Origin of the sequence: Duganella sp. Root198D2, assembly GCF_001428585.1 — a bacterium.
Taxonomy (GTDB): Bacteria; Pseudomonadota; Gammaproteobacteria; order Burkholderiales; family Burkholderiaceae_D; genus Rugamonas.
The window spans coordinates 94,068-114,790 of the sequence record NZ_LMIC01000004.1 but is presented as its reverse complement, the minus strand read 5'-3'; the positions used below and the strand labels follow the sequence as shown (position 1 = coordinate 114,790).

Annotated in this window: 22 protein-coding genes and 1 tRNA gene; 12 read left to right on the top strand and 11 right to left on the bottom strand. The window is 61.2% G+C overall.

Features of this window, described 5'->3' with window-relative positions; all coding sequences use genetic code 11:
• Positions 1-77: 77 nt before the first annotated feature.
• On the bottom strand, positions 78-764 hold the full coding sequence (locus tag ASE26_RS06685; protein ID WP_055934718.1) for a Smr/MutS family protein: 687 nt from the start codon (positions 762-764) through the stop codon (positions 78-80).
• Entirely contained in the window at positions 761-1,711 is a 951-nt protein-coding gene (gene trxB, locus ASE26_RS06680) for a thioredoxin-disulfide reductase (RefSeq protein ID WP_055934716.1), read from the bottom strand. The genes ASE26_RS06685 and trxB overlap by 4 nt, the downstream gene beginning before the upstream one ends.
• Positions 1,712-1,889: 178 nt before the next feature.
• On the opposite strand from trxB, the gene ASE26_RS06675 reads away from it, so the two are divergent.
• The 9 genes from ASE26_RS06675 to ASE26_RS06635 all read left to right on the top strand — a co-directional run bounded on the left by ASE26_RS06675 (position 1,890) and on the right by ASE26_RS06635 (position 10,355).
• On the top strand, positions 1,890-4,280 hold the full coding sequence (locus ASE26_RS06675) for a DNA translocase FtsK (protein WP_055934714.1): 2,391 nt from the start codon (positions 1,890-1,892) through the stop codon (positions 4,278-4,280).
• Positions 4,281-4,288: 8 nt separating this feature from the next.
• Positions 4,289-4,906 (top strand): outer membrane lipoprotein chaperone LolA, encoded by a 618-nt coding sequence (gene lolA, locus ASE26_RS06670; RefSeq protein ID WP_055934713.1) that lies wholly within the window; start codon positions 4,289-4,291, stop codon positions 4,904-4,906.
• Positions 4,907-4,909: 3 nt separating this feature from the next.
• Positions 4,910-5,683: a hypothetical protein gene (locus ASE26_RS06665; protein ID WP_057245819.1), complete on the top strand. Its 774-nt coding sequence runs from the start codon at positions 4,910-4,912 to the stop codon at positions 5,681-5,683.
• Positions 5,673-6,980: a replication-associated recombination protein A gene (locus tag ASE26_RS06660; protein ID WP_057245818.1), complete on the top strand. Its 1,308-nt coding sequence runs from the start codon at positions 5,673-5,675 to the stop codon at positions 6,978-6,980. Before ASE26_RS06665 ends, ASE26_RS06660 begins: the two co-directional genes overlap by 11 nt.
• Positions 6,981-7,020: 40 nt before the next feature.
• On the top strand, positions 7,021-7,599 hold the full coding sequence (locus tag ASE26_RS06655) for a TetR/AcrR family transcriptional regulator (RefSeq protein WP_055934705.1): 579 nt from the start codon (positions 7,021-7,023) through the stop codon (positions 7,597-7,599).
• A gap of 144 nt (positions 7,600-7,743) precedes the next feature.
• Positions 7,744-8,475: an alpha/beta fold hydrolase gene (locus tag ASE26_RS06650; RefSeq protein ID WP_055934703.1), complete on the top strand. Its 732-nt coding sequence runs from the start codon at positions 7,744-7,746 to the stop codon at positions 8,473-8,475.
• A gap of 123 nt (positions 8,476-8,598) precedes the next feature.
• On the top strand, positions 8,599-8,796 hold the full coding sequence (locus tag ASE26_RS06645; protein WP_055934701.1) for a hypothetical protein: 198 nt from the start codon (positions 8,599-8,601) through the stop codon (positions 8,794-8,796).
• 97 nt (positions 8,797-8,893) lie between these two features.
• Positions 8,894-10,183 carry a serine--tRNA ligase gene (gene serS, locus ASE26_RS06640; RefSeq protein ID WP_055934696.1) on the top strand — a complete coding sequence of 430 codons (1,290 nt, stop codon included), beginning with the start codon at positions 8,894-8,896 and terminating at the stop codon, positions 10,181-10,183.
• Between the two features lie 82 nt (positions 10,184-10,265).
• Positions 10,266-10,355 (top strand) — tRNA-Ser (locus ASE26_RS06635).
• 203 nt (positions 10,356-10,558) lie between these two features.
• On the opposite strand, the gene arsH is transcribed toward ASE26_RS06635, so the two are convergent.
• The 4 genes from arsH to ASE26_RS06615 are packed head-to-tail and all read right to left on the bottom strand — an operon-like array spanning position 10,559 to position 12,794.
• Complete coding sequence (gene arsH, locus ASE26_RS06630) at positions 10,559-11,272, bottom strand: arsenical resistance protein ArsH (protein WP_057245814.1); 714 nt, start codon at positions 11,270-11,272, stop codon at positions 10,559-10,561.
• Between the two features lie 3 nt (positions 11,273-11,275).
• Complete coding sequence (locus ASE26_RS06625) at positions 11,276-11,998, bottom strand: MIP/aquaporin family protein (RefSeq protein ID WP_055934692.1); 723 nt, start codon at positions 11,996-11,998, stop codon at positions 11,276-11,278.
• A complete protein-coding gene (locus ASE26_RS06620) occupies positions 11,998-12,474 on the bottom strand; it encodes an arsenate reductase ArsC (protein ID WP_055934690.1) in 477 nt (158 codons plus the stop codon). The genes ASE26_RS06625 and ASE26_RS06620 overlap by 1 nt, the downstream gene beginning before the upstream one ends.
• Complete coding sequence (locus ASE26_RS06615) at positions 12,471-12,794, bottom strand: helix-turn-helix transcriptional regulator (protein ID WP_055934688.1); 324 nt, start codon at positions 12,792-12,794, stop codon at positions 12,471-12,473. Before ASE26_RS06615 ends, ASE26_RS06620 begins: the two co-directional genes overlap by 4 nt.
• 174 nt (positions 12,795-12,968) lie before the next feature.
• Between ASE26_RS06615 and ASE26_RS06610 the strand changes: the two genes are divergently transcribed.
• The 3 genes from ASE26_RS06610 to ASE26_RS06600 are packed head-to-tail and all read left to right on the top strand — an operon-like array spanning position 12,969 to position 16,062.
• Complete coding sequence (locus ASE26_RS06610) at positions 12,969-13,244, top strand: helix-turn-helix transcriptional regulator (RefSeq protein ID WP_229207237.1); 276 nt, start codon at positions 12,969-12,971, stop codon at positions 13,242-13,244.
• Positions 13,245-13,301: 57 nt separating this feature from the next.
• Positions 13,302-15,161 carry an arsenic resistance N-acetyltransferase ArsN2 gene (gene arsN2, locus ASE26_RS06605; RefSeq protein ID WP_082507481.1) on the top strand — a complete coding sequence of 620 codons (1,860 nt, stop codon included), beginning with the start codon at positions 13,302-13,304 and terminating at the stop codon, positions 15,159-15,161.
• Positions 15,162-15,171: 10 nt separating this feature from the next.
• The gene (locus ASE26_RS06600) at positions 15,172-16,062 is read left to right on the top strand and encodes a sterol desaturase family protein (RefSeq protein ID WP_162259162.1); all 891 of its coding nucleotides are present in this window, start codon (positions 15,172-15,174) and stop codon (positions 16,060-16,062) included.
• A 180-nt stretch (positions 16,063-16,242) separates the two neighbouring features.
• Here the strand turns inward: ASE26_RS06600 and ASE26_RS30480 are convergent, their stop codons facing one another.
• From ASE26_RS30480 to ASE26_RS06575, 5 genes are all read right to left on the bottom strand, one after another.
• Positions 16,243-16,536 (bottom strand): hypothetical protein, encoded by a 294-nt coding sequence (locus tag ASE26_RS30480; protein ID WP_156409891.1) that lies wholly within the window; start codon positions 16,534-16,536, stop codon positions 16,243-16,245.
• Positions 16,537-16,950: 414 nt separating this feature from the next.
• Positions 16,951-17,562: a hypothetical protein gene (locus tag ASE26_RS06590; protein WP_156409890.1), complete on the bottom strand. Its 612-nt coding sequence runs from the start codon at positions 17,560-17,562 to the stop codon at positions 16,951-16,953.
• Between the two features lie 22 nt (positions 17,563-17,584).
• On the bottom strand, positions 17,585-18,055 hold the full coding sequence (locus ASE26_RS06585; protein ID WP_055934674.1) for a response regulator: 471 nt from the start codon (positions 18,053-18,055) through the stop codon (positions 17,585-17,587).
• Positions 18,052-19,923 (bottom strand): ATP-binding protein, encoded by a 1,872-nt coding sequence (locus ASE26_RS06580; protein WP_229208124.1) that lies wholly within the window; start codon positions 19,921-19,923, stop codon positions 18,052-18,054. Before ASE26_RS06580 ends, ASE26_RS06585 begins: the two co-directional genes overlap by 4 nt.
• A complete protein-coding gene (locus ASE26_RS06575; RefSeq protein ID WP_057245803.1) occupies positions 19,920-20,702 on the bottom strand; it encodes a response regulator transcription factor in 783 nt (260 codons plus the stop codon). The genes ASE26_RS06580 and ASE26_RS06575 overlap by 4 nt, the downstream gene beginning before the upstream one ends.
• Positions 20,703-20,723: the final 21 nt, after the last annotated feature.

Here is a 20,723-nt window from a genome sequence, read left to right as displayed (position 1 = left end):
GCAGATTAGCATCCTGATAGCGGAACCTGCAAGCTGCGCCCGCCACGGCGCAGCAGCGGCAACGGAACAGGGGCTGATCAGCGCTGGGGAGACAGGGCGGAACGCAGCAGCACCATGATGGCGCCTTCGCCGCCTTCTTCGGCGCGGGCTTGGCAGAAGGCGATCACGCCGTCGGTCTGCACCAGCCAGGAGTGGACCATGGATTTCAGCACCGGCTCGCCGCCGCGCGAACCGAAGCCGCGGCCGTAGATCACGCACACGCAGCGGTAGTTGCGCTGCCTGGCTTTGAGCAGGAAGTCGTCCACCGCCTGGCGCGCTTCGTCGCGGCGCTTGCCGTGCAGGTCCAGTTCATCCTGGACCGGCCAATGGCCCTTGCGCATCCGCTTCATCACGTCCGGGCCGACGCCGGGCGCGCTGTAGTTCAGCGAAGGGTCTTCTTCCATGTAATGGTCGACCTCGAACATATCCGACAGCATCGACTCGCGCAGCACGGCGGCGTCGTCGGCCGCCTGCTCTTCGGCCGTTTGCGGCTTGCGCGAACCGGATGGGGCAGGGCGGCCCGCTACGGCCGGGCCCTTGGCGGGCGGCACGTAGCGGTCGGACGGCTTCATCTTCTGCACGCCGGCCATGGAGGACTGGAACACATTGGCAGCGGCGGAAGCAGCCTTTTCATGCCTGGCGCGCTCTTTCTGCTCGAGCGCGCGCTGCTCTTCCTGCTCCTTGAGCTGCTTGCCCAGTCCTTTCAGGTCGGCGAAGCTTTTCACTCTTGCGCTTCCAGGTAGCGCTGCGCGTCCAGTGCGGCCATGCAGCCGGTGCCGGCCGAGGTGATGGCCTGGCGGTAGATGTGGTCCTGCACGTCGCCGGCAGCGAACACGCCCGGCACGGAGGTGGCGGTGGCCATGCCTTCGGTGCCGGTGCGGGTCTTGATATAGCCATCCTTCATTTCCAGCTGGCCTTCGAAGATGCCGGTATTCGGCTTGTGGCCGATGGCGATGAACAGGCCGTGAACGGAAATGTCGGCCAGGCCGCCGTCGTTATGCTTGACGGTGATGGCGTTGACGCCGGACTGGTCGCCCTTCACTTCGTGCAGGGTGGCGTTCAGTTTCAGTTCGATCTTGCCTTCGGCGACCTTGGCCATCAGGCGGTCGACCAGGATCGGCTCGGCGCGGAATTTCTCGCGGCGGTGCACCAGGGTGACCTTGGTGGCGATGTTCGACAGGTACAGGGCTTCTTCAACAGCGGTATTGCCGCCGCCGACCACGGCCACTTCCTGGCCACGGTAGAAGAAGCCGTCGCAGGTGGCGCAGGCGGATACGCCGCGGCCCATGAATTCCTGCTCGGTCGGCAGGCCAAGGTACTGTGCCGAGGCGCCGGTGGCAATGATCAGGGTGTCGCAGGTGTAGGTATTGCTGTCGCCCACCAGGCGGATCGGCTTTTCGTTCAGGTGCGTGGTGTGGATGTGGTCAAACACGATTTCGGTCTTGAAGCGCTCAGCGTGCTGCAGGAAACGCTGCATCAGGTCCGGACCCTGGACGCCCATCGGGTCGGCTGGCCAGTTTTCCACGTCGGTGGTGGTCATCAGCTGGCCGCCTTGCTCGACGCCGGTCACCAGCATCGGGTTCAGGTTGGCGCGTGCGGCGTAAATCGCGGCGCTGTAGCCTGCTGGACCGGAGCCGAGAATCAGGACTTTGGCGTGTTTGGTAGTAGTCATGGCGGATTCTTTACCTAGTTAGTATGTCTCGAATATGGGTGCGGACAGGAATGCTACAAGTCCGGGCCCAAGCAAACCGAAATTATATGCGAAGCGTGCATTTCACATGTACCGTGGGGCCGTTTGGCCTTGATATGCCTTAGAATAAGCGCAATTATGGAATTTTTGCCTCCAAGCAATGAGTAAGAAGAGTCAAAAGAGCCAGGAGGCTTCTCCCGGCTACACTCGCAATGTCACCGAACGCCAGCCATTACCCAATCGGCTGGTGCGACTGCTGTCGGAGGCGCGCTTTTTCGCGCTGTTTGTCGTCTGCGTCTATTTCATCCTGATCCTGGCCAGCTATAACCGGCTGGACCCTGGCTGGTCGCACAATAACGTGGTGCCCAAGGTGTTCAACCTGGGCGGCCGCGGCGGCGCCTGGCTGTCGGACCTGATGCTGTTCATCTTCGGCTTTTCGGCCTGGTGGTGGTGCGTCTATATGCTGCGCGTGGTGTGGCAGGGCTATCGCCGCCTGACCCGCAAGTTCGTGCTGGAGAAGGAAGAAGACCCGGAACACAAGCAGGAAGGCCTGATCCGCGTGATTGGCTTCGGCCTGATGCTGGTCGGTTCGATGGGCCTGGAATTCCTGCGCCTGTACACCATGAAAGTGCAGTTGCCGCGCGTACCGGGCGGCGTGCTGGGTGAGCTGATCGGCCATGGCGCCCACGTGGGCCTGGGCTTCACCGGCGCCACGCTGCTGCTGCTGCTGCTGTTCGGCACCGGCTTCAGCCTGTTCTTCCACGTGTCGTGGATGTCGGTGGCTGAACGGATCGGTGAAGTCATCGAGATGGGCATCGACTGGATCCGCGCCCGCATGGAAGACCGCGAAGACCGTCGCCAGGGCGATGTGGCCGTGGTCAAGCGCGAAGAGAAGGTGGTCAAGGAACGCGTCAAGCACGAGGAAAAGCATCCGAAGCCGGCCGATTTGCCGCCGGATGCGCCGCCTGCACCTATCGTCAAGATCGAACCGCAAATCACCCAGGTGGTGCAGTCCGAGCGCGTGATCAAGGAAAAGCAGGGCACGCTGTTCCAGGAAATCGAGAACACCACGCTGCCGCCGCTGTCGCTGCTGGACGATGCGCCGCCGCAGCAGGAAACCGTGGCGGTGGAAACGCTGGAATTCACCAGCCGCCTGATCGAGAAAAAACTGTCCGACTTTGGCGTGGAAGCCAAGGTGGTGGCCGCCTACCCGGGCCCGGTCGTGACGCGCTACGAAATCGAGCCGGCTACCGGCGTCAAGGGCAGCCAGATCGTCAACCTGGCGCGCGACCTGGCGCGTTCGCTGTCGCTGACCTCGATTCGCGTGGTGGAAACCATCCCGGGTAAAAACTATATGGCACTGGAGCTGCCGAATCCGAAGCGCCAGATCGTGCGCCTGACCGAGATCCTCGGCTCCAAGGTCTATAACGACAACCATTCGCCGCTGACCGTGGCGCTGGGTAAGGACATCGCCGGCAAGCCGGTGGTGGCCGACCTGGCCAAGATGCCGCACTTGCTGGTCGCGGGTACTACCGGGTCCGGTAAGTCCGTTGGTATTAATGCCACCATCCTGTCGCTGCTGTACAAGGCCGACCCGCATGATGTGCGCATGATCCTGATCGACCCGAAGATGCTGGAAATGTCGGTGTACGAAGGCATTCCGCACCTGCTGGCGCCGGTAGTGACCGATATGCGCCAGGCCGGCCACGCCCTGAACTGGGCGGTGAACGAGATGGAGCGCCGCTACAAGCTGATGTCCAAGCTGGGCGTGCGTAACCTGGCGGGCTACAACGCCAAGATCGCCGAGGCGGACAAGCGCGAAGAAAAGATCCCGAACCCGTTCTCGATCACGCCTGACGCGCCGGAACCGCTGGAAAAACTGCCGACCATCGTCATCATCATCGACGAATTGGCCGACCTGATGATGGTGGTCGGTAAGAAGGTGGAAGAGCTGATCGCACGTATCGCGCAGAAAGCCCGCGCGGCCGGCCTGCACTTGATTCTGGCGACGCAGCGCCCATCTGTAGACGTGATTACCGGCCTGATCAAGGCTAATATCCCGACGCGTATTGCCTTCCAGGTATCGTCCAAAATCGACTCGCGCACCATCCTTGACCAGATGGGTGCGGAAGCGCTGCTCGGCATGGGTGACATGCTGTACATGCCGCCGGGTACCGGCCTGCCGGTCCGCGTGCACGGCGCCTTTGTCTCGGACGATGAAGTGCACCGCGTGGTGAAGCACCTGAAAGCCCAGGGTGAGCCGAATTACATCGAGGGCATCCTTGAGGGCGGCACGCTGGAAGAGGGCGGTGGCGATGCATTGGCCGGTGCCGGCGGCGGCGACAGCGAGTCCGACCCGATGTACGACCAGGCCGTGCAAGTCGTGCTGAAGCACCGCAAGGCATCGATTTCGCTGGTGCAGCGCCACCTGCGCATCGGCTACAACCGGGCCGCGCGCCTGCTGGAACAGATGGAAAACAGCGGCGTTGTATCGGCCATGCAGTCGAACGGCAACCGCGAAATCATCGCACCTACCGCATCGGCGGAATAAGGATTCTTATGAAGAGCACCAAACTCATGGCGGCTGTTGCCGCCGGCCTGCTGTTTGCAGGTACCGCCAGCGCTGCGGCGCTGGACCAGTTCAAGTCTTTCGTGGCCAGCACCAAGGCCGCCAAGGGCGAGTTCACGCAGAAGGTCGTGGCGCAGGGCAGCAAGGACAAACTGTCGTCCGGCAGCTTCACCTTTGCCCGCCCGGGTAAGTTCATCTGGTCTTACACCAAGCCTTACGACCAGTTGCTGCAGGCCGACGGCGAACAGCTTTATATTTTCGACAAGGACCTGAACCAGGTCACCGTGCGCAAACTGGGCGATGCGCTCGGTTCTTCCCCGGCTGCCATCCTGTTCGGTTCCAATGACCTGGAAAAGAACTTCGCCCTGTCCGAAGCGGGTACCCGCGACGGCCTGGAATGGCTGAAAGCTACGCCGAAAGCCAAGGATTCCAGCTTCGAGCAAATCCAGATCGGCCTGAAAAATGGCGTGCCGGAGGCGATGGAGCTGAAAGACAGCTTCGGCCAGACTTCCATCCTGTCGTTCAAGAAGTTTGAAAAAAATCCGGCGCTGAATGCAACGTCCTTTAAATTTGTCATGCCCAAGGGTGCGGACGTCATCAACAATTAAGGCATGAAACGACTCGCCTTCAGCCTCGCACTGCTTGCCGCCGGCACCGCCGGCGCGTCCGATTTCGGAAGCGACGATCTGGTGCGCCAGGGGCGCTATGTCTTTGACAAGGCGTTCACCCCGGCCGAGCAAGACCGGCTCAAGCCGCTGGTTCCCGCCGCCCTGGACAATATCGCCGCTTTCTACGGAGAGCGAAAAGGCGGCATACCGGATTTCTTCTTCTGCAAGAGTGTTGAATGCGCGCGCTTCCTGGCGGGCGCGGAGTGGCGCTCCTTCACGGTTGTGCGGCCCGGCTACTACTACGACGGAAAATACTATTTCGAACGGGCCGGCATAGTGATCAACAGCATGGCGGGCCGGCCCACGACCAGTGATGAAAAGCTGCTGGCTGTACTGGCGCACGAGTTGTCGCATGTCGAGGTCCATGCGCGTACCGGCGGGCGCCTGGTGCCAGCCTGGTTCAACGAAGGACTGGCGAGCGCGGCCGAAGGGCATGGCTGCAAGCCGGGATCGCAAGGTATTGATGACCTGAACAAACTGGCTGCCACGCACGACTGGCACCAGTACACACGGCCGGGCGGCGGCAAGCTCAACGCCACGTATTGCCAGGCGAATCTGGAAGTGCAGGCGTGGGCTGCGCAGCACGGCGGCTTTGCCGCCATTGTCGATTTGCTGGCCAAGCTGCCGAAAAAGGAGTTCAGTTCCCTGTATGGCGGACTGGTAACGCAGCAGGCGCCGGTAACCAATCCTGTTGGTGTAGAAAAGAATGACAGCTGACCTGTTCGCACCGGAACCGACTCCGCCACTGGCTGAAGCAATGCGCCCGCACAGCGTGGCGGACGTGATCGGCCAGAGCCACTTGCTGGGCGAGGGCAAGCCGCTGAACCTGCTGTTCAAATCCGGCAAGCCGCACTCGATGATCCTGTGGGGGCCGCCGGGCGTGGGCAAGACCACGCTGGCGCGCCTGTCCGCGCGCGCATTTGCCTGCGAGTTCATCGCCATTTCGGCCGTGCTGGGCGGGGTCAAGGATATCCGCGCCGCCATTGAACAGGCGGAGCAGTTTGTCGCCAGCGGCAAGCAGACCATCCTGTTCATCGACGAGATCCACCGCTTCAACAAGGCGCAGCAGGACGCGTTGCTGCCTTTCGTTGAATCGGGCCTGGTGACCCTGATCGGCGCGACCACCGAAAACCCATCGTTCGAAGTCAATTCCGCGCTGCTGTCGCGCGCCCAGGTCTATGTGCTGAAGGCGTTGACGGAAGAGGAGATGCGCCAGCTGCTGGCCCGCGCCAAAGAGCGCGCCATGCCGGACCTGGACTTCGACGAACTGGCCATCGACACCCTGATCGGCTATGCCGACGGCGATGCGCGCCGTTTCCTGAACCTGCTGGAACAGACCAAGACCGCCGCCGCGACCGCGCGCACCGACAAGGTCACCGGCGAATTCGTGCAGAACGCGTTGACGCTGAACGCGCGCCGCTTCGACAAGGGCGGCGACAACTTCTACGACCAGATCTCGGCCCTGCACAAGTCCGTGCGCGGCTCCAACCCCGACGGCGCCCTGTACTGGTTCTGCCGCATGATCGATGGCGGCGCCGACCCGCGCTACCTGGCGCGCCGCATCGTGCGCATGGCGTGGGAGGACATCGGCCTGGCCGACCCGCGCGCCCTGACCATGGCCAACGACGCCGCCGAAACCTATGAGCGCCTCGGTTCGCCGGAAGGGGAGCTGGCGCTGGCCCAGGCCGTGATCTACCTCGCGGTCGCAGCCAAAAGCAATGCCGGCTACAACGCCTACAACGCCGCCATGGCGTTCATCCGCCGCGACAAGTCGCGCGAAGTGCCGGTTCACCTGCGCAACGCGCCGACCAAGCTGATGAAGGAGCTGGGCTACGGCCACGAATACCGCTACGCCCATGACGAGCCGGATGCCTATGCCGCCGGCGAAACCTACCTGCCCGATGGCATGGCTGAACCGGGCTGGTACCAGCCGGTCCCGCGCGGCCTGGAATCGAAGATCGCCGACAAGCTGGCCTTCCTGCGCAAACTCGACGAAGAAGCCCGCAAGGCTTAGTTGCTTGACATCGTAGGATGCCTGTCCTACGCTTGGCGGCATGAGCAAACAGGCAAGCATCACCCGCGCACGCATCGTCGAAACTGCCGACCGGCTGTTCTATGAGCACGGCTATGGCCACACCAGTTTCGCCGACATCGCGGCGGCAGTCGAACTCTCGCGCGGCAATTTCTACTACCACTTCAAGACAAAGGACGAGATCCTGGCGGCCGTGATCGAACTGCGCCGGCAGAAGACGCAAGCGATGCTCGATGCCTGGGCCGCGGAAACAGCCCTGCCGGCAGCGCGCATTGGCCATTTCATCGACATGATGGCGATGAATGCGCCAGCGATCCGCCGCAACGGGTGCCCGGTGGGCACGCTGTGCACCGAACTGGCCAAGCTCGAACACCCAGCGCTGCCGCAGGCGAATACCTTGCTTACGCTATTCCGCGACTGGCTGCGGTCGCAGTTCGCGCAGCTCGGCACCAAGGCCGCTGCGGATGCTGATGGCCTGGCAATGCATTTGCTGGCGCGCAGCCAAGGCATTGCCACGCTCGCCAATGCCTTCGATGATGGCGCATTTATCCAGCACGAAGTTTCGCAGTTGCACCAATGGCTGTACCTCATCTCCAAATGAAGCCCAGCGAGGGATAGTCGCTATCAGTCGGCAATTGTAGGAATTTTCCTATTATTTGTAGACAAACTAGTGCAAACCCCTACGGGACTTTACATTCTTATTACCTAACGTTACGATGTTGTAAATATTCTAACGGAGGGCGGGATGACGGAGCGTCTGACAGTCGATGGGGTGACCGTCCATGTCGATGGTGAAGGTGAGGAAGCCATGATGATGATTCATGGCTGGCCTTACGACCGTAGCCTGTGGGATGCGCAGGTTGCTGCCTTTTCCCCAACCTATCGCTGCGTACGCTTCAGCTTCCCCAACCAGGGTGCCAAAGGCAGCCATTCCATTGACGAAGTATCAAAGCTCTATGCCGATACCGTGCAGGCTGCGAATGGCGGCCGTCCCGTGATCCTGATGTTGAGCGATTGGGGCTGCGTGTTTGGCTATCAGTTCGCGCTGCGCTACCCGGAGCTGGTGAGCCGGGTGATCAGCGTCGGTATCGGTGGCTCCAGCCAGATGACTTATCGCGCCTCGCTGGACTGGAAAACCCGCTTGCGCCTGGCTTTTGCCCATCGCCGCCTGAAAGCGTCCAGCGGTAACAGCCGGGCGGCGCGCGAAGCCTGCGCGCGCCTGCAACTGCCACATGCGGTCACCTGGCTGCGTACCAGCACGCCAGCCGTGGGGACGCTGCCGTTCAAGCTGCGCTGGCCCATGCTCTACATTTACGGCAAGCGCAAGCCGTTCTCCTTCCACACCCGCAGTTTCGAAGCGGCCGTGCAGTCCAAGCCGGACAGCCGGGTAATCGCCTTCCGCAGCGGGCACTGGGTCATGCGTGAGCAGCCGGAAGCCTTCAATGCCGCCGTGAAGGGATGGTTGCAGGGCGCCTGATTTGCAGTTCATTCCGCAAATTCAGCGCTTCGTCGCAAGTGCAGGGCAGGGCAGGGAGGCTTTAGGTACAGTGTAACCATGGAAGCACGGAAGTAGTTCAACACTGACCTGAAGGAGAACATCATGAAAGCCCTGAAACACATGGAAGCGATCTTCGTTATCGCCGCAGCCCTGGCCACCGCCACCACCTTCGCAACCGCCACCACCCCGGTGCTGCACGTAGCCGCCGACCCGGCCGTGGCCCAAATCGACACCAGCATCCCAACCGTGGTGGTCGCAGCCAAGCGCCTGACCGCAGCTGAAAAAGCGGCATTGATCTGACAGCACAACGCCGGAGGGCGTAAAACTCGGTTGTTGTGCTGTCATCTTGGTACAATTGCTCCTTTCGACTAAACCTCGCAGCGGCAGCAATAACAACATGATTGACATCCAACTTCTCCGTAAAGACATTGATACTGTCGCCGCCAAACTGGCGACCCGCAAGTTCCAGCTCGACGTAGCTGGCTTCAATGCCCTGGAAGGCGAACGTAAAGCCATCCAGATGCGTACCGAGGAACTGCAAAGCAAGCGTAATTCGCTGTCCAAGCAGATCGGCATGATGAAGGGCAAAGGGGAAGATACCACCGCCGTGATGGCCGAAGTAGGCGGCCTGGGCGACGAACTGAAGGCCAATGAGATCAAGCTGGCCGACGTGCAGTTGAAGATGAACACCTTCCTGCAGGCCGTACCGAACCTGCCGCACGAATCGGTGCCGCCAGGCGCCGACGAAACGGGCAATGTGGAAGTCCGCAAATTCGGCACCCCGCGCAGCTTCGACTTCGAAGTCAAAGACCACGCCGACGTGGGCGCCGCACTGGGCCTGGACTTCGAGACCGCCACCAAACTGACCGGCTCCCGCTTCAGCGTCATGAAGGGCGGCATCGCACGCCTGCACCGCGCACTGGCGCAGTTCATGCTGGACACCCACACCGACAAGCACGGCTACACCGAGTGCTACACCCCGTACATGGTCAATGCCGAGTCGTTGATGGGCACCGGCCAGCTGCCGAAGTTCGAGGCAGACCTGTTCTCGGTGAAGAAGGGCGGCGCGGAAGGCGAAGGCCAGACCTTCTACCTGATCCCGACCTCGGAAGTTTCGCTGACCAACATGGTGCGCGACGAGATCGTGGCTGTTGAAACGCTGCCGATCAAGGTCACCGCCCACACCCCATGCTTCCGCTCCGAAGCCGGTTCCGCAGGCCGCGACACCAAGGGCATGATTCGCCAGCACCAGTTCGACAAGGTTGAACTGGTCCAGGTGGTGCATCCAGAGAAGTCGTACGAAGCGCTGGAAGAAATGGTCGGCCACGCCGAAACCATCCTGCAGGCGCTCGGCCTGCCGTATCGCGTGATGCAGCTGTGCACCGGCGACATGGGCTTTGGCGCTGCCAAGACCTATGACCTGGAAGTGTGGCTGCCGGCGCAGAACACCTACCGCGAAATTTCCTCGCTGTCGAACTGCGAAGCTTTCCAGGCGCGCCGCATGCAGGCGCGCTTCCGCAATGCTGCGGGCAAGCCCGAACTGCTGCACACCCTGAACGGCTCCGGCCTGGCAGTGGGGCGCACCCTGGTCGCCGTACTGGAAAACTACCAGCAGGCCGACGGTTCGGTGGATATTCCAGCCGCGCTGCAGCCTTATATGGGCGGACTGACCAAGCTCGTAGCATAAAGTTGAAAATAGCCCTTCCTTTTTTAAAAAGGGCTGCTATAATCTTGGCTCTCAACGGCGACCACCGTTGCTAGCAGTACCTGGAGAGGTGGCAGAGTGGTCGAATGTACCTGACTCGAAATCAGGCGTACGTTAAATCGTACCGTGGGTTCGAATCCCACCCTCTCCGCCAGAACACGGAAAAAGCCCTCGTAGATCGAGGGCTTTTTCGCTTTATCTGAATTGAATTCTTGCCCTAGTCTCTTACCTCAAGGCACCGAGTTCGAATCCCGGTCCCTCCGCCACATAAACTGTCTCTTCGCTCAACTGCAGCAGTGCACGATCGTGTAAAGTCAATCTGCGTTGGCCCATCTGAACCTCTTCACATCAAGAGCGTTACAGGCGGGCAATCTGTTGATTGATTTTCGCCTGAGCTCGCTCGTTTCGTTCGCTATAGCGGTCGGTCAGATAGTCGGTTCGACCACGCATCAACAGCGTAATCTTGACCAACTCCTCCATTACGTCCACCACGCGATCGTAGTAGGCAGAAGGGCGCATGCGCCCGGCATCATCGAACTCCTTGTATGCCATCGGAACCGATGATTGATTTGGGATGGTGAACATGCGCATCCAGCGGCCCAGTAAGCGCAACGTGTTGACGACGTTGAACGACTGCGAACCACCGCAAACTTGCATCACGGCCAGCGTGCGCCCCTGGCTAGGGCGCATGGCGCCTTGCTCCAGCGGTATCCAGTCGATCTGGTTCTTCATCACCGCGGTGACCGCACCATGACGCTCGGGACTGCACCACACCTGGCCTTCCGACCACAGGCACAGCTCGCGCAACTCGCGAACCTTTGGATGGTCTTCAGATACGCTGCCCACCATCGGAAGTTCCATCGGATCGAAGATCTTAACCTCGGCGCCGAAGTGCTCAAGGATCCGCGCAGCCTCATAAGTCAGGAAGCGGCTGAAAGACCGCTCGCGCAAGGAACCATACAGCATCAGGATGCGCGGCGGATGAGCAAGATCTCCTTCCGCGGCAAGCTTCTCGATGCTGGGAATATCCAGCAAGTCGGGCTTGATGTTTGGCAGGTCACTGATGGTCATGCGTTAGTCCGTTACTGATTGGTTGGCAAATGCGCTCGGTGCGACGGTGCCGCCGACAGTGGCGTCAGCGGGCGGTGCAGGGTAGAGCCAGGTGAAAAGCAGAGTTGCGGCCGCGGCGCCCAGCAATTGGGCGATGATGAATCCGGGCGCGTCGATGGGGCGAATGCCGGCGAAGGTGTCCGTCGCTGCGCGTGCCAAAGTAACTGCCGGATTGGCGAACGAGGTCGAGGCAGTGAACCAGTAAGCGGAAGTGATGTAGGCCGCTACCGCGAACGGCGTGATTGATGGGCGGCTACGCGAGCAACCGATAATCACGCCAATCAGGCCGAATGTCGCCACAAACTCGCTCCACCATTGGGCCACACCACTGCGAACATGCGCCGAGGCGAAGAAGGCGGGTTCGTTGAACATGGCGTGCGCAGCCGCGACGCCGGCAAATGCGCCCGCGACTTGCGCGACAAGATAGGGTAAGACCTCGCGGGCTGGTACGTTGCGCTGCCATGCTTCGGACAGCGTGACCACTGGATTGAAATGCGCGCCCGAGACGGTGCCGAACATCAGGATCAGCGCGACCAGGCCTGCGCCGGTTGCGATCGTGTTGGCCAGCAGCGCAATGGCCACATTGCCGCCGGCAAGGCGTTCGGCCATGATGCCTGAACCTACGACCACGGCCAGCAGCAAGGCGGTGCCAAGAGCCTCCGAGACTATGCGTCGGGAGAACGTCATCACACTACCTCGCCAATGCGGTCCAGTTCCGCCTTCATGCGTGCGCGGTCATGCTTGATTTCCTCCAGCGGCAGCGAGAAGAAGGTCTCGATGCGCTTGCGCAGGATGCGGTAGGCGGTCATGAATGCTGCATCAATTTCTTCATCCGTACCGGTCGCGTGGGCCGGGTCTTCAACGCCCCAGTGGGCACGCAAAACTGGACCGAGGTAGGCAGGGCAGGTCTCGCCTGCAGCGCTGCCGCACACCGTGATGACGATGTCCGGCGTCACGGGCAGGTTGTCCCAGGATTTGCTGTGGTAGCCCTCAGTGGCTATGCCTTCGCGCTTGAGCAAGGCGAGCGAGCGCGGGTGAACGTAGCCAGCAGGCTTGCTGCCGGCACTAATGGCGTGCCAGCCAGCAGGCGCCAAGTGGTTAAAGGTGGCTTCACCGAGAACGGAGCGGCAGGAATTACCAGTGCAGAGGATCAGGACGTTCATGGGTTGCAGGATTTTTTGGATGATGGGGAGCAGCTTTCGCCGCCGCAGCAGTTTTCAGTCAGGAAGGAGAGCACGTCGTTCATGGTGTCGAAGTTGGCGCTGTAGATGATGAAGCGGCCGTCCTGGCGAGCTTCAATCAGCCCGGCGTTGCTCAACTCCTTCAGGTGGAAGGACAGCGAGGATGGCGCTATGTCCAACTGCTCGCCAATCTTGCTGGCGGCAAGGCCTTGCGGTCCGGTCTGGACCAACAGTCGAAATGCGTTGAGCCTGGATTCCTGTGCCAAGGCGGCAAGGGCGGCGATGACGGTTTTGGTTTTCATGAATGTGTGACTTATGACTTTTGTTCGGTTTGCCGATTATGGCATCTTTGTACGACATTTCAAAGAATATCGAATTATCTTGACAGCTTGATGACATGCGAATTATTCTTTGTTCGTCGATGAACGAATGAGATGGATATGATTAGTTGTTGTGAAGAGAATTCGGATAGAGCATTGCCGAAAGTAGATGCCGACGAGGTGGCCAAGCTTTGCAAAGCACTGGCCCATCCCGCCCGCGTCCAGTTGTTGTGCTACCTGGCGTCGTACGGGGCGTGCTACTTCGGTAACCTCGCGGATGTGCTGCCGCTTTCGCCCTCTACCATCTCGCAGCACGTCACCATTCTCAAGGAGGCGGGACTGATTCTTGGCTCATCCGACGCACAACGAGTGTGCTATTGCGTCAATCCCGAACGGATTGGGCAGCTTAAACAGCTGATCAATGCCCTCTGAGGGCATTTTTTTGAAAGACTTCATTCGTAATTCGCCGAATAACAAAGGAGGGTAAGAATGAGCTTGAACCTGGAAATTCGTAGTGCAACTGAGGCGGACTGGCCCGCCATCGAGACACTACTGGAAGAATGTGGACTGCCTTTGGCAGGCGCCCGCGAACACTTGAACTCCTTCGTCGTCGGCGCCAGCAGGAGCGAAATCAGGTGCGTCGCAGGCTTTGAGCTTTATGGCAGCGTTGCCTTGCTGCGTTCAGTTGCCGTCGCCCGTGCGTTGCGCGGGCAGGGAGGCGGTGACCGGTTGCTCGATGCGATCCGGTCAAAGGCGCGCGCTGAAGGTGTTGAAGCACTTTACCTGTTGACTACAACGGCGGCGGCATTTTTCAGTAAAAGAGGATTTCAGCAAGTTGGGCGTAGCAACGCGCCCGACGTACTCAAAGCGTCGCGCGAATTCCAGGGTGCGTGCCCGGCATCGGCCACGGTGATGGTCGCGCGCATCGGCAATAGCCAACTCCCGGTGGCTGTCCTCGGCGCAGGGCCGGTAGGCCTGGCTGCGGCGGCGCACCTGCTTGCGCGTGGTTTTACGCCGCTGGTGTTCGAACGCGGCGAATCGGCGGGCGCCAACCTGAATAGCTACCGCCACGTGCGTCTGTTTTCGCCCTGGCAGTACAACATCGATAAGGCTGCACGCCGGATGCTCGAAGCGCACGGCTGGACCGCGCCTGCCGATGACCATCTCCCAACTGCGGGTGAAGTGGTTGATGCATACCTGCAGCCTCTCGCCTCGCTGCCCGAACTGGTGCAAAACGTCCACTATGCGCACCGTGTCATTCAGGTCACCCGCGCCGGGTTCGACAAGGTCAAGACGCGCGGCCGCGAAACGGCACCCTTTGTTGTCAGGACGCGAAGTGCATCCGGTGAGCAGGACCATAAGGTGCTTGCCGTGATCGACGCTACCGGTACGTGGTCGCAGCCTAATCCACTCGGTGCCGACGGGCTGCCCGCACTCGGAGAAGATGCTGCGGCATCGCACATCGATTACGGCATGCCGGATGTCCTCGGCGAAGCTCGGCCGCTCTACGCGGGGCGCCGTGTGCTGGTGGTCGGCGCTGGACATTCGGCTGCAGGCAGTCTGCTGGCGCTGGCCCAGCTTGCCGAGGAGGTGCCTGGTACGGAGATTGTTTGGGCGATGCGCGGCAACCGGTTGGCCAAGGTTTTTGGCGGCGGCGATGCGGATGGCCTGCCGGCGCGCGGCCAACTGGGGGCGCGGCTCAAAACCTTGAAGGAGTCCGGCCGCCTCGAACTTCATACTGATTTCCGGATCAGTGCATTGCAGGAGCGGGACGGTACCTTCGTGGTGGATGCCACCGGGGCTGATGGTGGAGCACGACGCATTGAGGGAATCGCTCGCATCATTGCCGCGACCGGAGCTCGCCCGAGCCTCGATTTGACGCGCGAGCTGCGGGTGCGGCACGACCCTTGGCTAGAAAGCACCGATGCGCTGGCGCCTCTGATCGACCCGAACGAGCATAGTTGCGGTACCGTCCGCCCGCACGGCCACCGCGAGCTGGCGCATCCGGAACCAGGTTATTACGCGGTCGGTGCAAAGAGTTACGGTCGTGCGCCGAACTTCCTGATGGCGACCGGTTACGAGCAGGTCCGTTCTGTTGTGGCTGCGCTGGCCGGCGATTTTGCGGCGGCTGACGCCGTCCAGCTGGAACTGCCCGAAACCGGCGTATGCAATACCCAATGCGCCGATACCCCAGGCGACGCCACTGGCTGCTGCGGTGGCCCGGCGCACGCTGGCAGTGAAGCTTGCTGCGCCCTTGATGTCGAGGAGAAGGCGAAAGGCGCTAGCGGCTGCGCCACGTCTAACGCCTGCAAACCGCGCAGGTCCGCGTCTTCCGGTTGCTGTGCTTGAGGGGGAGAGCATGCGTTCACTTTTCATGCGTGGATTCCTTCCGCTTTCCCTGGTGCTCATCGTTGCGTCGTTCTGGTTTGCGTTGACACGTGGCGGCAACCTGGAGTTGGCTGTCGTCTTGCCCGCAGTGGCGGTCATGCTGGTCGGTGTAGCGGCTGAGCGCCGATGGCCTTACCGTGCCGAATGGTCTCGTTCGCGGGACGATGTGGCGACCGATCTTGCGAGTGCCGCCGTATTATTTGCAGCAGTGGATCCATTGCTGAAGTGGCTGGGGCCTCTCGCGGTGACGGCAGCGTTGGCTGGCAGCGGCACAGCAAAGGCGCTGGACCTGTTCCCAACCAGTTGGCCATTTGCCTTGCAAGTGCTGCTGGCTGCGCTTATCGCGGAATTTGGCGGCTATTGGTCGCACCGCCTGCACCACGAGCGTCCCGCGTTGTGGTGGCTGCATGCCCTGCATCATGGGAGCGAGCGCATGTACACGCTCAATAACTTCCGCTTCCATCCGCTCAATTACGCGCTGAATTACATGATGGGCATTGTGCCGTTACTGGTGCTGGGAACACCGGAAGCGGTGATCCTTGGGTACTTTTCGGTGACACTGCCGGTTCTCATGGTGCAGCACGCGAACCTGCCGCTGCAAGCTGGGTGGCTCAATTACGTATTTAGTATCAGTGAGATTCACCGTTGGCATCACTCCAGCTGCGCTGGAGAGGGCAATAGCAACTTTGGCCATTCGCTCGTGATCTGGGACCAGGTGTTTGGCACGTATCGGAACCTCCCGGCTAACAATCATCCACGCAAGATCGGGCTTTACGCAGGAAGCAAATATCCATCGCGCGCATCGTTTATCGAGCAAGTGTGGTCGATGTTCCTGCCGGGATGCTGCCGGAGCGCCGCTTAAAGGATTGCGATGAAGAGACCTGCTATCTCAGTGCTTACCTTGGGACTGACGCAGGTGATTTCATGGGGCGTTCTTTACTACGCATTCGGCGTCATGGCACCCGCTATACAGAGTGACCTTGGGCTTTCTGCCGCAGCGATATATGGAGCATTTTCATGGGCGTGGGCGTATCGATTGGCGTCATACCTGCTTGATCTTCGCCATTACCTTGCTAAGCGCCTGCCTGCCATTAAATGCATTACTGGATGATGGGAAGGCACGGCCGCCCGCCAACCAGACGATGGAGCGGCGCCAGTTTTCGCTGGCGGATGCGGTTGCCCCCCCGGTTTTTTGGCTCCTGGCGACTGTTTTTGCTGCCCATGCATTCATATTTTCCGCCCTCTCTGTGCACATGATTCCACTGCTATCCGCCAGAACACTGAAAAAGCCTCGACGAAAATCGGGGCTTTTTCGATTTTTGAATGGTTTCTGCATGGGCGTCTTACAGTCTTGCCCAGCCCCCGTCTGGGTTACCACTTCTATCGAACGTCGCCACAGTAGATTTCTACGCTACATTTACAAATAAGCATCGATAGTAACTGTAGGTTGTAAATCACTAGGCTATTGCAGCAGAAGGCTGCGGAACATGGAGGTGGGACGTATGGGCACTATTGACAGACGAACTTCGTTTAGTGAAGCGATCATGGTGGAGAAGGCTATCATGCTCGCGACCCACGGTAGTATTGAAACCGCCGTTGAATACATGAAGGATCGAGGCATCCCCGATGATGTCGCATCGCGGGTTATGTCAGGCCCTGAATTTCAGCGTAACAACGGGGATCGTCGAAAGCGGTCGCGGACCTAGCCCGGCGAGCACTGCCTTGTGCTGAAAAGCGTCCGCTGGCTGTGTTACGGAGCTGGCGACGGTTCGACAGGTACCCTGACGCGCCAGTTCCCTTTGCCCCATGTGGTCTGAATCGCTTTGCGGCAGATGACATCGACACTGTTCATGGGGCCGCCGCGCCATTCGACGGCGAAGGGGACGACGCATTTCGGTACCATTGTTTCATCAGATGGGTATCCGGCCTTCCACCTCAACTTGCTTCGCGTTTGCTCACGGCGAACGAACGCGCCGGCTGCCTTGTGAATGTGGTAATTGAGCTGCACGCTTTCGCCGGAGACTGCCACCGCGACCGTCCACTTGCGCTCGTAGGCGGAGGCTACGGTTCGGTCACAACTGACCATGACGCTCTTCCTGGCTTCATGCATTGCCCAGGTTGCGCCCAACGGAACAAGGCAAGGGTCAAACATCATGCGGATGTCGGGGCCGAGTGGCTTCCAGTCCGTCTTGTTCTTGATGTTTTGCTGGTCCAGGAATCGCTTTGCGGCTGCCTGAATCGCGCACAGTTCGCTATCTGGACCGCCATCCCCGGGGCGAAAGTACGGAGCTTCGCAAATCACGCCGCCTGCCCAGGCGGGGAGCGAAATGATGAGCAGTGAGCATGCGCTCGCCAATTTCATTATTCTGCTCATGCCGCCTTCCTTAGTCGCGCCGGCTGCGGTAGCCTTGCGGTGCCAGGCTTTCCTGCGGCGCCAAAGCTTGCAGGCGTTTGTACAGCACGCGGGTCTCCAGCAGGTTCCAGACCCGCAGCATCGCTTCCAGCGTGTCGAATGGTTTGCTCAGGAAGTCCTTTGCGCCAAGGGACAGGGCGCGCAGCTTGGCTTCGCTTGTGGCGTCGGCGGTAATGACCAGCACCGGGCGAAAATCAAAGGGATTCCCACGGCGCTTGAGTTGTTCCAGCACCGCATAGCCATCGATCTCGGGCATCATCAAATCCAGGATAACCAGGTCGGGGTCAAAGGCGTTATACAGGCCAAGCGCCATCTTGGCATCCGTTGTGCATACCACTTGCGTCAGTCCTTCGCCGGCAAGCAGGTCTTCCAACAGGCGCAGGTTGGCCGGCTGGTCATCGATGATCAGGATGCGTGAGGCGAGTACTTCGTTTTCCATCATGGCGATTGCTCGATCTTGTCCAACATGGCGTAAAAGTCCGGTACTTTGAGCGGCTTGGCCAGGTGCTGCCAGCCCGCGCCAGCCGTTCCTGTCGCCGCGCCGAGCAATATCGGGGCGATGCCCGCCGCATCTCCGCCCGCTGAGACGAAGGAATCGGACAGACCGGCTCCGAGCAGCAGCAAGTCTGGCTGCGTTTCATGTGCCAGTGCGGCGCCGCCGGCCGCATCTTCGGCGACGGCCAGGCGCCAGTGTGGACGCCGTTGCAGGAGCGTGCTGACCAGGATGCGGGTCGACGCATCATCTTCGATGAGCAGCGCATGATGCGTGGCCGCGTTCGCGGGTACAGCTGGTGGCGTGGCGGCGCCTGGAACGCTCACCATGGCAGCCGCATCGTCCAGCATGGCCGGCAGCGTGAGGGTGAAGCGGCAGCCCCCGCCGGAACGGGCGGAGTGGTTGATATCGCCCCGCATCACCTGCATCAAGGCTTTCGACACTGCGAGTCCCAGGCCCGCCCCCTCGGTGCGGCTGCGTTCAGCACCGAGCCGGTCGAATGGCGCGAACAGTCGATGCCGGCGGGACGGCGGAATGCCGGCACCGTCATCATCGATATCGATGATGACGGTGTTGTCCTCGATATGCCAGCCAATCCCGACGGTGCCGCCGGACGCACCGTATTTGACTGCGTTGGAGAGCACGTTAAGCAATACCTGCAACAGGCGCTGACGGTCCGCCAGCACGGTGCAGTTGGTTGCGAGACCGACTCGCAGCTGGACCGAGCGCTTGCCTGCCATCGGCTGTACCAGGGCCAGCGCCTCTGCCACCAGGGGCGCCAGCGCGACCGGAGCGTTTTCCAGGGCCAGTTTGCCGGCCTCGATGCTGCCGATGTCGAGTACCTCGTTGATCAGCGATAGCAAATGCTGGCCGGCGCTGCTGATCTGCGCCGCATGTTCGCGCTCGCGCGGTTCACGGCAATCGGCTGCCAGCAACTGCGCATAGCCGAGGATGGCGTGCAGCGGGGTGCGCAATTCGTGGCTGGTGCGCGCCAGGAACTCCGTCTTGGCCACGCTGGCCGCCTGCGCTGCGGAAGCGCGGCCCGCCAGCAGCAAGCTGGCCTGGTGCAGCCTTTCGGCCAGTTGGCCCAGTTCGTCGGTGTTGTCGGGAGCCGGCGCCAAAGGCAGGTCGAGCGTCAGGCGTTCCGCATTCTCTGCCGCCAGGCGAACCCGCCGTACCAGGCCGATGATGAATATCAGCGTCGCCAGCGCACCGGCCAGGCCGACCGGAATGATGGCCATTGTGGTCCAGAGATTGCGGTTCGTCGCCTGCTGCAATTCTTCCGTGCGTTGTGCCACCAGGGCGGCCTCGCGCCGGTTCATGGCGGACATCTCGGCACGCAGCTGGTCGAGGATCTGCTTGCTGCGCAGCAGGTGCTCCTGCAGTTCGCCTTCGCTGGCATTACGCTGCCCGCGCAACTGGTCGAGGCTGGCCAGCTTGGCCTGCAGCAGCGGCAGTACGCGCTGCAGGCGTTCGCGTTGCTCAGGGTCGGTCGCGGTGGCCTGCAAGTTGGCCACGGTTGCGGGTAGTTGTTTGTTCGCTGCGCGATAAGGCGTCAGGAAATCATCGCGCCCGGTCAGCAAATAGCCGCGCACGCCGGTTGCCGCTTCGGCGACCAGCATATGCAGGTGCTGGATCTCGCTTTGCGCCTGCATGGTGCGCATCATGTCCGTCGTCGCGACGGCAGTGTTGCGCTCCAGCCGGTAGCTGGTGATCGCCGACACCAGCAGGAGGACGGTGGAGGCGGCGATGACGACGCTACCTTTCCATGCCAACGGCCAGTGGCGCGGATGCTGCCTGCGGTCAGGCATCGTCATGCGCCAAATCCGTAGTCGGCCGCGCGCACGGCGGCCTGGGTCCGGTCCCCCAGCGCCAGTTTATGCAGGATGCGTTCGACGTGGACTTTGACAGTGCCGGTCGCGATCCCCAATTGTTCGCCCATTGCCGCATTGGTCATGCCGCTCGGCAGCAGCGCGAAGACCTGCAACTCGCGCGGGGTCAGCACTTCGCTGATCTCCGCCAGGCCTGGCCGTACTGGCCGCGCCGCAGTATGCCTGGAAGCTGCCATGGCCGCGGCAAGGAGCGTGGCCGCGGCCTGCAGGGTCGCTATGTCTTCCGGATTCGGTGGCGGTGCGGGCGGCGCGCTGAGTAGCCCGAGAACGCCGCGGTTCTTGCCATCAAAGTGCAATGGCACCAATACCTCCATTCCAACCTGCGGGTCGCGGCTGATACGCAGCGCACTGCTTACGCCATGCCCAATGACGGGCGCCAGCTGGTTGTGCTGCGTGGCGGCGGCCAGCGCGTACCTGGGCATGATGCGTGCGCCAACAGGGGATACGGAACCCTGGGCGGCGCAAACATGCAGGCCGTCGTCCCGCGTCTCCAGCAGCACGCCGTCTTCGAGGGAAAGGAATGCCAGCGCTTTGGCAAGTACGCTGGACAGCGCTTTGGGACGGGCACCATCGCTGGCCAGGATCGCCGCCGCATCGGTCAGAAGCCGCCATCGCGCCGCGCTGCTTTCGCCGAGGCGGTACTGGCGGCGCGTGTTGCGCGCATTGTCGGCAAGGGCCGCGGGGGGATTTGATGGAGGCGTCACATGCAGGTTTGTAAAAGATTA

Bases quoted from the DNA above. Each gene is read 5' to 3' on its own strand.
- ASE26_RS06655 (WP_055934705.1), top strand. From the start codon at position 7,021: ATGAGCAAACAGGCAAGCATCACCCGCGCACGCATCGTCGAAACTGCC.
- serS (WP_055934696.1), top strand. From the start codon at position 8,894: ATGATTGACATCCAACTTCTCCGTAAAGACATTGATACTGTCGCCGCC.
- ASE26_RS06645 (WP_055934701.1), top strand. From the start codon at position 8,599: ATGAAAGCCCTGAAACACATGGAAGCGATCTTCGTTATCGCCGCAGCC.
- ASE26_RS06675 (WP_055934714.1), top strand. From the start codon at position 1,890: ATGAGTAAGAAGAGTCAAAAGAGCCAGGAGGCTTCTCCCGGCTACACT.
- ASE26_RS06650 (WP_055934703.1), top strand. From the start codon at position 7,744: ATGACGGAGCGTCTGACAGTCGATGGGGTGACCGTCCATGTCGATGGT.
- ASE26_RS06660 (WP_057245818.1), top strand. From the start codon at position 5,673: ATGACAGCTGACCTGTTCGCACCGGAACCGACTCCGCCACTGGCTGAA.
- ASE26_RS06665 (WP_057245819.1), top strand. From the start codon at position 4,910: ATGAAACGACTCGCCTTCAGCCTCGCACTGCTTGCCGCCGGCACCGCC.
- ASE26_RS06580 (WP_229208124.1), bottom strand. From the start codon at position 19,923: ATGACGATGCCTGACCGCAGGCAGCATCCGCGCCACTGGCCGTTGGCA.
- ASE26_RS06585 (WP_055934674.1), bottom strand. From the start codon at position 18,055: ATGATGGAAAACGAAGTACTCGCCTCACGCATCCTGATCATCGATGAC.
- trxB (WP_055934716.1), bottom strand. From the start codon at position 1,711: ATGACTACTACCAAACACGCCAAAGTCCTGATTCTCGGCTCCGGTCCA.
- arsN2 (WP_082507481.1), top strand. From the start codon at position 13,302: ATGAGCTTGAACCTGGAAATTCGTAGTGCAACTGAGGCGGACTGGCCC.
- ASE26_RS06620 (WP_055934690.1), bottom strand. From the start codon at position 12,474: ATGAACGTCCTGATCCTCTGCACTGGTAATTCCTGCCGCTCCGTTCTC.
- arsH (WP_057245814.1), bottom strand. From the start codon at position 11,272: ATGACCATCAGTGACCTGCCAAACATCAAGCCCGACTTGCTGGATATT.
- ASE26_RS06615 (WP_055934688.1), bottom strand. From the start codon at position 12,794: ATGAAAACCAAAACCGTCATCGCCGCCCTTGCCGCCTTGGCACAGGAA.
- ASE26_RS06590 (WP_156409890.1), bottom strand. From the start codon at position 17,562: ATGAAATTGGCGAGCGCATGCTCACTGCTCATCATTTCGCTCCCCGCC.
- ASE26_RS06600 (WP_162259162.1), top strand. From the start codon at position 15,172: ATGCGTTCACTTTTCATGCGTGGATTCCTTCCGCTTTCCCTGGTGCTC.
- ASE26_RS06625 (WP_055934692.1), bottom strand. From the start codon at position 11,998: ATGACGTTCTCCCGACGCATAGTCTCGGAGGCTCTTGGCACCGCCTTG.
- lolA (WP_055934713.1), top strand. From the start codon at position 4,289: ATGAAGAGCACCAAACTCATGGCGGCTGTTGCCGCCGGCCTGCTGTTT.
- ASE26_RS30480 (WP_156409891.1), bottom strand. From the start codon at position 16,536: ATGCAGAAACCATTCAAAAATCGAAAAAGCCCCGATTTTCGTCGAGGC.